11 protein-coding genes are annotated in these 13,708 nt (G+C 33.5%); all 11 read left to right on the forward strand.

Translation table 11 applies throughout. The annotated features are described in order from the left end of the window. The 11 genes from AC3IPI_RS12750 (at position 1) to AC3IPI_RS12800 (ending at position 13,539) form a co-directional block, all read left to right on the forward strand. Entirely contained in the window at positions 1-870 is an 870-nt protein-coding gene (locus tag AC3IPI_RS12750) for a hypothetical protein (RefSeq protein ID WP_086894364.1), read from the forward strand. After that, positions 860-1,342, forward strand: coding sequence for a hypothetical protein (locus AC3IPI_RS12755; protein ID WP_086894363.1), 483 nt, complete (start codon positions 860-862; stop codon positions 1,340-1,342). Before AC3IPI_RS12750 ends, AC3IPI_RS12755 begins: the two co-directional genes overlap by 11 nt. Further along, positions 1,342-2,151 carry a phage baseplate protein gene (locus AC3IPI_RS12760; protein WP_489153095.1) on the forward strand — a complete coding sequence of 270 codons (810 nt, stop codon included), beginning with the start codon at positions 1,342-1,344 and terminating at the stop codon, positions 2,149-2,151. The genes AC3IPI_RS12755 and AC3IPI_RS12760 overlap by 1 nt, the downstream gene beginning before the upstream one ends. A gap of 203 nt (positions 2,152-2,354) precedes the next feature. Next, entirely contained in the window at positions 2,355-2,834 is a 480-nt protein-coding gene (locus AC3IPI_RS12765; protein ID WP_086894361.1) for a hypothetical protein, read from the forward strand. Positions 2,835-2,842: 8 nt separating this feature from the next. Next, on the forward strand, positions 2,843-4,129 hold the full coding sequence (locus AC3IPI_RS12770) for a hypothetical protein (protein ID WP_086894360.1): 1,287 nt from the start codon (positions 2,843-2,845) through the stop codon (positions 4,127-4,129). A gap of 53 nt (positions 4,130-4,182) precedes the next feature. Continuing rightward, a complete protein-coding gene (locus AC3IPI_RS12775) occupies positions 4,183-6,069 on the forward strand; it encodes a hypothetical protein (protein WP_489153098.1) in 1,887 nt (628 codons plus the stop codon). A gap of 216 nt (positions 6,070-6,285) precedes the next feature. Then, positions 6,286-7,824: a hypothetical protein gene (locus tag AC3IPI_RS12780; RefSeq protein ID WP_489153100.1), complete on the forward strand. Its 1,539-nt coding sequence runs from the start codon at positions 6,286-6,288 to the stop codon at positions 7,822-7,824. Positions 7,825-7,898: 74 nt separating this feature from the next. Next, on the forward strand, positions 7,899-9,557 hold the full coding sequence (locus tag AC3IPI_RS12785; protein ID WP_489153102.1) for a hypothetical protein: 1,659 nt from the start codon (positions 7,899-7,901) through the stop codon (positions 9,555-9,557). 15 nt (positions 9,558-9,572) lie between these two features. Next, positions 9,573-9,914 carry a hypothetical protein gene (locus AC3IPI_RS12790; protein ID WP_489153104.1) on the forward strand — a complete coding sequence of 114 codons (342 nt, stop codon included), beginning with the start codon at positions 9,573-9,575 and terminating at the stop codon, positions 9,912-9,914. Between the two features lie 529 nt (positions 9,915-10,443). Beyond that, the gene (locus AC3IPI_RS12795) at positions 10,444-11,397 is read left to right on the forward strand and encodes a YARHG domain-containing protein (protein ID WP_489153106.1); all 954 of its coding nucleotides are present in this window, start codon (positions 10,444-10,446) and stop codon (positions 11,395-11,397) included. A gap of 207 nt (positions 11,398-11,604) precedes the next feature. Then, positions 11,605-13,539 (forward strand): amino acid permease, encoded by a 1,935-nt coding sequence (locus AC3IPI_RS12800; RefSeq protein ID WP_409415980.1) that lies wholly within the window; start codon positions 11,605-11,607, stop codon positions 13,537-13,539. Positions 13,540-13,708 lie beyond the last annotated feature (169 nt).

Below are 13,708 nucleotides of genomic sequence, written 5' to 3' on the forward strand. Positions count from 1 at the left end.
ATGGCAAGAAGTATATCAGAAATACAAGCAAAAATGATTGAGGCCGTTGGTGCAAATCAAATTCTTTCGGGACAACTCACATCAATAACATCCACAAGTAAAACATCTATAGCAAGATTATTCACTTTTATTGTAGCTACGGCTATATGGATGTTGGAAGTTTTCTTTGATCAACATAAAAAAGAGGTTGATGAAAAACTTGCAAATCAAAAATCAGGAACGCTGCCTTGGTATCGTACTATGGCATTACGTTTTCAATATGGATTTGATTTAGTAAAAGACGAAGATTATTTCAATAATAAAGATAAGGATGGAAACGAAGCTGAAGTCTCAAAAATAGAAGCTTCGAAGATTGTGAAGTATGCAGCAGTAAATGAAGCTCCCGAAAGTAGTCGTGTGATTATAAAAATTGCAGGTGAAGATAGTGACAAAGTTTTAGCTCCTATAAATGACCTGCAAAAAGAAGCTTTCGATGCTTATATAAACGAAATAAAAGTTGCGGGAGTTAGGGTTACAGTGCTAAATTATAAACCAGATCTTTTGAATTTATCTATTCAAATTAAGCGTGACGCGATGTTGTTGAATAGCACTGGGATGAGAATTAAAGATGGGGAATACCCCGTAATAAATGCAATTCAGGAATTTATGAAAGAACTTCCGTTTGATGGGGATTTACGTTTATCGGCTTTGGTTGATAAATTACAATCGGTTGAAGGAGTTCTGGATGCAACAGTTGTAGGTGCTACAAGTGCCTGGATTAATCCTGAAACGGGTGATTACGGTAAACCACAGAATATTTTTATTTCGACAATACCTTATAGTGGTTATTTTAAAATTACTGATTTTAAAGGTATAGAGTATGTGGTATAAAGTAAATTTTAATATGCTGGCAATACAGTTATTGCCCACTTTTTTGCGAAAACCGGCTTTTATGGCTTTTGTTCAGATACTAATGAAACCTATAACAGCAATCTATGATGATTGGATTATAGCTCGAAATGAAAACATTTTTAGACTTTATCACACAGGACAAGTTTGTCATTTACGAAAATCATTGAATTTGAAATTTGATGAAGAACAAAAACGTATTGAGATAAAGAAGGGAAATCTGTATACCACAACTTATATATATACAGAAGGAGAAGGATTTGATAAATATGTAAATCTGGAAACGGAGCCCGAAACAATTTGGTTAAGAACCGAAGTAGAAACAGCTGATACAGGATTAGACTTTATAGTCTCGGTACCAGAACAAATCTACAAAACAAGATTAGAGGGCATAGAAGCTCATGTGAAATTTTATAAAGCAGGCGGTATACGCAGTAAAGTAATAAGCAAGTAATGAATAAAATAAATTATAACCAGGCAGGTGGTTTTCCACTAAAAACAGAAAGACTTCAGGAGTTACAAACGGCTTACGAAATCTTCAATCATTTAGGTAATATAGCGGGAGATCTATCTATTCTTTCCGGTTGTGGCATTACAGGATCTAGTGTAGCAGATGGAGTTGTTGTAATAAACAATGAAGTTATACCCTTTAGAGGAGGTTATGTTGCAGCAAATGTTATCATAATTGAGGAACCTATTAGTAAAGAATTTGAAAATGGTAGTGCAAAAAATGTGTACAGCGTTCGTTATGCCACTTTTGGTACAGCAGCTACATCATGGCCGTGGGCAAGTTTTAAAAAACCAATTGAGACCAAAGCAATTCCTAGCGATTTAGTTTCTAGACTTGAAGCTTTAGAAAGAAAAAATGCAGTTTTTCAATCAGGAGGAGGGATGGTATTGTGGAATAAACCCGCAAACCAAATACCTGCTGGCTGGGCAGAAGTAGTTAATTGGCGTGGACGTATGCCTGTTGGGTTTGATGCTTCTCAAGCTGAATTTAACACGATGGGTAAAATTGGTGGTGCTAAAACCAAGCAGCTTTATGAAAGCGAAATGCCAGCACATACTCACGGTTATTATGATATTTATTACTCAGAAGCTGGAGGTACTGTTCCTATTTCAGGTAAATATGGTTCAAATCGTTCAGATAATGATAATGCAGGTTGGCAAATGGCGAGAACTACAGACTCTGCAGGATATGGAGTTGCTTTCTCAATCATGAATCCATACAGAGTAGTCATGTTTATTGAATACGTTGGATAATGGTAGACATAAATACTATTTTAAGTTGGTTTAAAACTTATACAAGCCCTGTTTCGGGCATCATAGGAATGAGTTTGATGTAAAAAACAAACAAATTCCATAATCAAATAATCTAGAATAAATGCTCTGTTTTTTATCATAAAGAGCAGAGCATTTTATCTCATCATAACATCCAAAATATTTATTAAATAGAATAAAAAAATATGGCAACAGATATAAATACCATTTTAAGTTGGTTTAAAACAGGTTTAAAACCTACACAAGCCCAATTTTGGGCATCATGGCAATCGTTTTGGCATAAAGACGAGCAAATACCACAAAGTAGTATTGCAAACTTGTCGACAACGTTAAATGCTAAAGCGGAGAAATCACAGTTTGATGCGCATATTGGAGATGCCCTGGCACACGAAAATTTGTTCAAAGCAAAATTAGATAAAACTTTATTTGAGGAACATACAACGGATCCAAATGCACACGCTGAACTATTTGGAAAAATGGGTTTTGTCCCAACAGGTAAACTTTTTGTATTTAAACATCCTGATAATTCTAATCCTGCAAATGCTTATGTGCTAGAGGCAAAAGATATGGTTATAGGATATGTTGATGCGAGTTGGATAACAGGAAATTATTTGGGTGGAGATATTACTCAAATAGAAAGTTTTGATGTGTACACAATAATTTAATTTAAAAGATGAAAAAAATATTTTTGTTTTTATTGTTAGTGGTATCATTTACAGTTACTGCTCAAAAAACATATTCTATAGAGAAACCATTACAACTAAATACTGTCAATGAAGGCGCTAAATCTGATAGTGTATTAGTAAGAGGTACTGATAAGATTGTAAAGTATGTTCCAAGAAGTGAGTTTGGCGGTATTGTCGATTTGAGCTATTTACCTTCACCAACTAATGGAACCGTTTTACCAAGTTCAGGAACTCCTGCAACAGTTCCATTGGCAACTACAGCAAACGCTGGTTTATTTTCTCCAACCGAAAAAACTAAACTCGATGGTATAGCAACTGGAGCAACAGCAAATCAAACTGACGCTTATTTGCTAAATAGAGCAAATCAAACGGGCTCACAAGCTATAGCTACAGTAACAGGATTACAAACTGCTTTGGACGGAAAGCAATCTGTAATAGGATTTGTTCCTGAAAATGTAGCTAATAAACAGAATACATTGAATTATGATGGAACAGGAACTAAATATGCAACTGTAGATGCAGTAAATATTGCTGATGCACAAAATGTAAAGATATCAGGATTTCAATCTATCCAAGGTCGAAAGTTGTTTAATAATGGGCTTGGTAAACAAGTAGATATTCTGCCTGTAACAGGTAATAATTCCATGGAGATATCATCTGCCAATGGTAAAGTAGGTATATATACGTCAGTTCCTACCAACGGAATAGGTCATTTATCTGTAAACCCAATAGGTGTTACAGGCGCCAAATTCGTTTCATATCAAGATAATTTAACGGAGAGGTTTTCTGTACTTCAAAATGGTGATGTCATGGGAGGGAAGTTTATAAAGTTTGGCGGATTACCTACTCAATATTTAATGGCAGATGGTAGTGTATCAACATTAGAGGCATTATCCGGATCGTCAGGAACTTTTATTCCAGAAAGTCCAAATCTTGGAGTTCATACTCTAACTTATTCTAAATCTTATTGGGTTAAGGTGGGGAATATAGTTACAATTACACTTAATTATTCTTTGGCTGTTACATCTCTAGTTCAGGGACTAAGTTTTGATGTTGCTCTACCTAATTCTTTTAGAATTAATTCTCCTGTAGATGGTAGATTAATAGGTATATCAAATATAACTTTATCTTCAAATTCTGGCTCTCCAGGCTCTGTATGTAAGGTGTTTGAGGGCACTTATAACAATACGGTTAATCAAACGATTGCCTTTAATGGGAATGTTTCTGCAAATACATACTATTCCTCTATAGTGTTTTCTATACAGGTTAACTAATTGCTTTGTTTTAAACGTCATTGCAACAGCTTAACTCCAAACAATTAAAATAAATGAAAGAGATTACAAAAAAAGAATCATCAACAGATACTTATAAAATAAATAAAGCATTAAAGCTAAATACCATAAATAAAGGAGAAACAGTAGATAACGTATTGGTTCACGATGTGAACAACGAAATAAAATCTGTTCCCAGAAGTGAGTTTGGTGGAAGTTCACAGAATTTTCAGGATGTAGTTACTAAGAGTACTGTAGATATGGGAGGTACGGCAGTAGCTTCTGTAGAAGATCCTATAGATGCTTCAAAAAGAGGAGCTCTTATAGTAGGAAAAACTGACGGAGTAAATATGGGGGCAATTGTAGCATCATCTACTCCAACTTCTGTAGGAAGTTATATTACAGAAATGGGAAAGATAAGAATGATTCAATCTAACCCAGATGGAACTATAAAAACCGAATTGAAAATAAATGAGCCTAAGGTTGCATCAAATATATATGTGCCTGCTCCAGATGTGGCTGGTGATTATATTTTAGCAACAACACAAGATATTAGTTTAGATAAAGCGGCAGCGATTGGCTCTACTATAACTGATAAAGAAGTTACATTTAATACTACTGCAACTGATATTAAAACCTCAATTACTAAAGAAGGAGTTCTTATTTTAGAAAATGGAGTTAATGATTTAGGTCCTACCGAATTAAAAACTTTAATTGGTAAAAGTAGTATTACAATTACAGAAAAAGGTTTTCGTGAAGAAGGAGGAGGATCTGAGGGAGGGGTTACTTTGGCAAGAAAAAACGATGCTAATTTCTCTAGTAATACTGTTATAAAACCTACTGAAACTGAAACTTTAATAGATAAAAAAAGTATTACAATTACAGAAAAAGGTTTTTTAAGAGATGATGGAGAGACTAAGGTTTTAATTAATAAAAACAATGTTAGTCTTTCCCGAATAAATCCTACGGAAAGCGAAATTAATGAAATTGGATTAGATGCAGATGAATGGAATCTTTATACTTATCAAGGTGATAGAGGTTTTAATGCAAATCCTTTTCGTTTTGCTTTTTCAGAAGGAAGACATAATGTATCATTCATGTTGGATGGCCCTATAAATCAAACTACTCAAGTAAGATTTAATCCATTAGGAGGTGCTGTTACTTACGAAGATTCTTTTAAAACAATCAATGGAAAAAGCATTGTAGGTAGTGGAGATATTGTATTGTCTGCAACTGGTGAATTTAAAACAATCAACGGTCAAAGCATTATTGGTACTGGGAATATTGCAGTGTCTGCAACCGGTGATTTTAAAACAATCAATGGTCAAAGCATTGTAGGTACTGGGAATATTACTGTTACTGGTACTCCAGTAGCATCGACTTTTCAAGATGTATTAAACGCAGGAAAAGTCAGTACAACTTCAGGTCAAGACCATCACTTTCAGCTCAGAAGTCAGTTTTATGATGGAGGACCATATCACGATATGACTTTTAAAAGAAACTCCATAAGATTAGAATTTGGCGGCGGAGGATATGTTTTTGATGAGGAAGGAATATATCCGGTTAGAAATTTAGCTTCATCATTTGGGTATGGAGGATTTGCTCTCACAAGTGGTGGAATAAGTTTTAAAACGAATCCTATAGGTGGAATGGCTACAATTAAATCAGATAATTTAACTAGTAACTATACATTTCAATTACCAGGAAACATAGAAGTAGGAGGAACGCAAACTCTTGCAACAACAAATGATATTGCAGCGTATGTGGCTTCAAGAACTGTTATAAGTCCAACTACGACTTTGTTAACATCGGCAGATTTAAATACGACTTACCCAACAGCAACAGCAGGATTTAGAGTTATGGCACTAAATATACCATCGGAAAAAGTAATTTATGAGAAAATTGCTAACGGTTGGATTAAAACAGTAGTTTCAGTTTTATAAAAATGATTTTAAAACCAAAAAGAATGCTGAACTATAGTGGTGTCGTTTTTCCTTAATAAATTTTGATCCTTATAAGAAAGATTAGTAATAAATTAAAAGATACACTAACATTCAGTATTCCTTTTTGGTAGAATGTTTTGATATAAGTATTAGTAGTAATGATAAAATAATATTCTTAAAAATAATTACAGAATTAACTCTAAACAATTTGAATAAATGAAAGAGATTGCAAAAACAGAATCATTAGCTGATACTTATAAAATAAATAAGGCTTTAAAGTTAAACACATTAAACGAAGGAGAACCAACAGATAATGTTTTGGTTCATGGAGTGGATAATGAAGTGAAATCTATTCCCCGAAGTGAGTTTGGAGGAGGAAAACCGGATACTTTGCAAGAAGTAGTAACTCAGAGTACAATTGCAAATGGAGCAAATTATGCTAAGGCAGAATTGATAGACTCAACATTGTCTAGAAGTTCAGGGTTGTTATTAACGGCATTTAATAGTACTAATGAAGCTTTGTTAGGTACTACGACGGGAATTTATAATACAAAAAATGGATCGGTTAACGGAGAAATTTATCTTTCAAAACTGAATAAATCTACAGGCGCTGAGACCCGACTAGAATTTGCTGATCCTACAGCCAATGGAACAGCAGTTTGGAGTTTACCAGCAAAAGAAAAAGGAGCTTATGTTTTAGCAGCTACATCAGATTTAGATGCAAAGGCTAATATAACATCATTAACTCCTGGCAGGATACCTTTTACTTCTTCGTCTAATACGTTGTCTGATAGTTCGAAACTATTATGGGATGATGCTTCGAGCAAACTAGAGATAAATGGGTACAGACCTACTTTGTCATTTAGAGAACCTTTAAATAAGTATGGATGGGATATTACTAATGGTAGTTTAGGCAGTGGTACTTTGCTTATAAGAAGTAAGGAAGGCAAACGTATGTTACTTATAGAAAATCCAGATAGTCCAACTTCAGTAACACAACCTAAATTGGCTATTGGTAATTTTACAGGAAGTATTCCTGTCGAAGCCCAGCTATATGTATATGGTGGACATAGTGGCGCCAATATAGATGCCAGGGGTTCTGAAATTGCCGATCAGGCAAATATCGATTTAGAAGGAAGTGATTGGGAAACATATCCTAGTTCTTTAGGATTTAGTTATTATGGAGTAAAATATTCGCACGGTGGGACTATATTAGGTTATGATAAAGTAAATACAGGAATCATCAGATGGGGAGGCAATGCTCAACCAATTATTACAAGTTTAAATGAAAAACCAATTATATTCGGAGTAAATGACATTGAGATATTTAATGTGAATTCATTAGGGCTAGAATACAAGTCTGACTTTAGTTTGTTAAATGCTTCTAATCCAAGATGGTTAGTTGATAAAGAATATGTAGACAATAAATTTCAGACCAAAGCGGCCTATAAGTTATATGTGGCACTTTTGACACAAACAGGAACAAATGCTCCTGTAGCGACAGTATTAGAAAATACTTTAGGTAATACAATTCTTTGGTCTAGAAGCAGCGCAGGGGTATATCATGGAACTCTCGCTGGAACTTTTATTGTGGGCAAGACGACTATGAGTGCTTCAGTCACAACATCGGGTTCTTCGGTAGCATCAGGAACTACACTTAATATAGCGGCTATAAGCACTCAAAAAGCAGATACATTAGTATCTACAGATGGACAATTAGTAAATTCTATGGTTGAAATAAGAGTGTATTCATAGTTAATAATTAAAAATTACAAGTACCATTAATTAAGAGCTAAGAAAAAAGACTTAACTCTAAACAATTTGAATAAATGAAAGAGATTGCAAAAACAGAATCATTAGTAGATGCATATAAAATAAATAAACCTTTAAAGTTAAACACAGTAAACAAAGGTGAACCAATAGATAATGTTTTAGTTCATAGCGTAGATAATGAAGTAAAATTTATTCCTAGGAGTGAGTTTAGTGGAGGTTCTCAAACAATTGACAGAGTATTAGAAGCAGGGAATACAGCAGTAGATAAATGGCTTACTATTAATAGCTATGTAGGACAGCCAACGGTGTCTATTTTACATGGACGTTTTGTATCACTTATCAATAATTTTACAGGAGATAAGGCATCTCTACAAAATAATCAACTGTTTATTTCAAACAAAGAAGATACTGAAAGGACAACGATATTAAATGATGGGATTAAATTTCAGAATTCATCAAAGAGTAGTACTCTAATGGCAAATCCAGATTCTGAGCTTTCATCAACTGGTAAAGTATTATTACCTATTACAAATGACTCAAGTGTAAAGACTTTAACAGCAACAGATGATTTCAAGACTATCAATGGGAATTCTATAATCGGAGTAGGAGATATAACTATTGGAGGAGGTGGAGAGATTCCAACATTGCAAGAAGTTTTTGCAAAAACACCAAACTCAACTTACGGCGCATATAGCGCAAATGATGGAGGATCAAAGACTCAATTTGTAATCGGTGTAGACGATGGAGGTTTTCAGGAAGCAAGAATTGATGGGGCGGTAGCGCTAAGTAGCAAATCTGGTAGTTTAGGCGTGTATAACGGAGAGGTTAATTTTACTCAACATTATAGTGGAGGGGAAACTTCATTAAGTTTTGCTGAACCTATTGCAACTGGAGGAGCAGCTAACTTTAAAATTCCGGCTAAACTTACAGGAGATTATACATTAGCAACTACTGAGGATTTCAAAAGTATTAATGGTCAAAGTATTGTAGGTACTGGAGATATAACTATTGGAGGAGGAGGCTCTCAATCTTTACAACAAGTAATTAATTCAGGCAATAAAATAACAAATGGAGCTGATATAATAAATGGGTATTTAGATTACTCAAGTATTTTAGGCCATCAAAGATTGCAATTCTATAATAATACTAAGGGGTTTTCACAATTAGATGAGAGAACTTTAAGCTTTATAGACGGGACAGGTAACATGGGAACTCTATATGGACAAGGGTCAAATGGACAATATTACTTACCTAACAAACCTAGTACAAGAGCTTATACATTAGCAACAACAGATGATTTTAAAACAATCAATGGGAATAATATAGTAGGCACAGGAGATATAGTAATAGAAGGAAATGCTACATCAGGTACTTTTACTCCTACATTAACTGGAATAACAAATGTAAAAGCAATTACATTTCATTCGGCAACATATACGAAAATTGGTGATGTTGTTAATGTAAATGTAGGATTTGAGTTGTCGATGAATGCTGCAAATACTGTTACTAGATACACTATTTCATTGCCTTTTACTAGAGCAACTAATTCACCTTTAACAATAGGTCAAGGTTCATGTATGAGTGCTTCATCGGCTTCAACATTCCCTACCTTGGGTCAATCTGATGAAAAGTCTTCGATTAGATTCTTTTTTATACCAACATCAACAGAAGGATATCTTGGAGCAGTTACCTTTCAATATTCGATTTTGCAATAATTTTAATCAAAAACCATGAACAAATTTTTAAACCTCATTCTCGGTACAACCGATGTACCGACCTATTTAGCAGGATTATTTTTTGCTTTAATTGGATTAGCATTTTATTACAAAGGTAAAATTGCCAAACGTGATAAAGCTTCGGGTAATACACCGTATTATTTTTCATTATCATTTTTTACGCAGGATAATTTAGTTGAACTTGTATTCTCAATCCTGGCTATTTTTTTAACACTACGTTTTTCAGTAGAATATTTCGGTGTAGATATTACGATGTTTTATGCGCTCGGAATTGGTTGGACATTACCCAAAGTAATTGCTTTTATGTATAAAATCCAGGATAAAGCGCGAGAATAAACTTCTACAATAATTTTAAATTGACATACCCAAGACCATTGAAGGCTTAATTGCTTTCGATAGTCTTGGGTGTTTTTTTGTTATAACAACCTTGATTTTTATTTTAAAATGGAAATTTTGATTTAAGAATAAGGAAATTTTGATTTTGCGTTTATATGTGGGATTAACCGCAAAGGGGTACGCAATATTTTTAAATCCAAGACTTATTTTTTGTTTATATATTAAAATCATTTTATTCCTTTAAATCTGTGGCTAACTCTTTGCGAAAATGATATGCGGATGATACAGATTCGCTAAGGCGAATACACCATCCCGAAGAGTCGGGACGGATTTTCGATTTATTGTTTTTAAAAATCCGTTTTTAATCCGCGTCTTTACTTTAGTAAATCCGTATCATCCGTGTACTTATTATAGACAATTTAAGTTAGTAACTTAAAAACCATTTTCATGAAATTTGTAACCTTATAATAATTCGTGTAAGTTTGTGTAATTGCGGGCTAAAAGCAATAACCAACCAAACCATATATAAATGAAGTTTTACCTCTTTATAATTTTACTAATTACTATTTCTGTAAAAGCACAAAATAAGATAGATTGCTCCAAATGTTCATCAGAGCTTATTGATGAAAGTAAACTAAAAAATGAAGATATTTATTCTTTAAAATTATTAAAGAATGAAATTTATGCGCGAAAAGGATATGTGTTTTCCAGTCCAGAATATGCCAATATTTTCAAAAAGTATAGTTGGTATAAACCAGTGACCAATAATAGCAGTATTGTTTATTCGGATACCGAAATAAAAAATATCGCAATTCTGACACAACGAATTGGGGAGATTTCAGAATTTCTTATGAATGAGCAAAACAGTAAATACAAAACCCTTTCACAAGAAAAAATAAATGAAATTTTTACAAAAGAAAAAAGAAAAGAATTAGGAATAAACTTCAATATTTGGAAAGTATACAACTATAAAGATAAAACCGGTGAATATTATTTAGTCCTGACAGAAGATAAATTTAAAGAACCAGTTGATGGAGATAATTTTAATAATGCTGTTAAAGCGTTCAATTTTAAAATTGAAAACAACCGTTGGATAAAAACTTTCGAGACTAACGATTTCAAACAGAAAGAAGAAGAGAGTATTTGGTTTTGGACAAAGTATGTCTATGTAGAAGATTTTGATAATGATGGAATTATCGAACCAATACTAATTTATGGCACAAACGGATATAATGGATATGATGATGGGAGAATAAAAATCTTATTGTATTATAAAGGTAAAAAGATTGGGATTCGAATCCAGAATGGGATTTTGGATGATGAAAGGAATTTTAGTTTAGATGCTGAATTTTATACGATTCCAAAGAAAATACAAGATAAAATCGTAGGACAAATGAATTCAATGGTCGAAAATGGACATTCGATTTTGCCTTATGGATGGCAAAAAAAGATGGCAAAAAAAATGACTTTTATTCAAGAATAAAAAAAGCATATCTTAATCTATAAAATTGAAAAAGTAGATTTTTACTACAATGTATTTTTTTAACTATATAGTTAATAATAAAAGTCAATCAAAAGTGTTGCAAAACAAAATCGTTTTATATATTTGAAATCACGATAATTTTTGCATTATTTGTAAAATAAAAGCAAAAAGCCAGAAAGAAATTAATTATTAATAGCAAATACACCTATGTCGTTTTCAAGTCTATTTCGAAAAAAAACTGTACAAGATATTTTAAGTCAAGTCGAAAAAAATAATGCCGATGGTCATAATACATTGGGCAAGCATTTGACGGCGCGTGATTTAACTGCTTTTGGAATTGCTGCAATTGTAGGAGCAGGTATTTTTAGTACAATAGGTAAAGCCAGTGCCGATGGAGGTCCTGCCGTTATTTTTCTGTTTCTTTTTACAGCCATTGCTTGTAGTTTTGCTGCTTTTGCGTATGCCGAATTTGCTTCGATGGTTCCAGTTTCAGGAAGTGCTTATACCTATTCATACGTTGCCTTTGGCGAGATTATAGCCTGGGTTATTGGTTGGGCATTGATAATGGAATATTCGGTCGGGAACATAACCGTCGCCATATCGTGGAGTGATTATTTTACAGGATTACTCGCCAGCGGAGGAATACATTTGCCCCAATGGGTTCAAATGGATTATCTAACAGCTTCTAACGGATTTAAAGATGCCACAGCGTTAATGCACGGTGGGAAATCATTCGAGAATCTAGAACCAGCCTTACAATCAGCATATACAGCATGGACAACATCACCTTTAATAGGTTCATTCCATTTTGTTGCCGATCTTCCAGCCTTATTGATTATTATCTTGATTACCGCTTTAATTTATCGCGGAATGAAAGAATCTCGTAATGCGAGTAATATCATGGTTGTTGTAAAATTATGCGTTGTACTTTTAGTAATTGCAGTAGGAGTTTTTTACGTAGATACTGCCAATTGGGATCCGTTTGCACCAAATGGAGTAACAGGAGTTCTTAAAGGAGTTTCAGCAGTATTCTTTGCTTATATTGGTTTTGATGCCATCTCAACAACTGCCGAAGAATGTAAAGATCCACAACGTGATTTACCACGAGGAATGATGTGGGCAATTATAATATGTACCATTTTGTATATAGCAATTGCATTGGTACTTACCGGAATGGTAAGTTATAACCAACTTAATGTAGGAGATCCACTTGCTTTTGTATTCGATAAATTAGATTTAAAATGGATGTCAGGAATTATTGCTGTAAGTGCAGTAGTAGCTATGGCAAGTGTTTTATTGGTTTTTCAGATGGGACAACCTCGTATCTGGATGAGCATGAGCCGTGACGGATTATTGCCAAAACGATTCTCTAAAGTGCATCCTAAATTTAAAACACCATCTTACGCAACTATAGTAACAGGTTTTGTTGTAGCAGTTCCAGCTTTATTCCTAAACCTTACTATGGTAACCGATTTATGTAGTATCGGAACATTATTTGCCTTTGTATTAGTTTGCGCAGGAGTTTTGGTGTTACAAAACAAGCCAAATATTCCAAGAGGAAAATTTAAAACACCTTATGTAAATTCAAAATTCATAATGCCAGTTTTATTAATAATCGGATTGGTTTTTTCTTTTGGATACAACAAAAAAGCAACAATGAGTTTTATTACCAATGAAACTCAAATTAATGAATCGGCAGATATTATCACATCATTAGATAAAAGCCATACAAAACAAGTATATGATTATTTAGTGACCGTTGATGCTAAAAATGCTACAACTGGAAAACCAGATTTAGAGCAAATATTAAATCAATATCAAAAAGATGAAGCTAAGTATGCAAGTGTAATTGCAGGATTGCCAGTTGCAGATTCTATAAAATATGAAAGTGGTTTAAGTTTATTCAAACATAAAATTCCAATGTGGATTTTCTTAATTGTTTTGGTTGGATTAACCGTTTGGGCTTTTAAACAAAATTTATCTTTAATTCCGTTATTAGGATTAATTTGCTGCTTATACATGATGGCCGAATTAAGCGTTTGGAACTGGATTTATTTTACAGTTTGGTTGCTAATAGGACTTTGCATATACTTTGGCTTTAGCCGAAAAAATAGTAAACTGAATTTTGTTGAGAAACAGTAAGTTCTACTTTTAGTAAAAAGTTAAATGTAAATAAAGTCAATACAATCTAAGAAGTCTAAAATAAAAATCCGTTCTGAGTATAATTCAGAACGGATTTTTATTTGCAGTACCAGTAAAAAGTAACAACAATCCAATAATCCAAGATGTCTAAGTAAGTCCAATAATCTAA

The sequence above is a fragment of the Flavobacterium sp. GL_143 genome, from assembly GCF_057834355.1.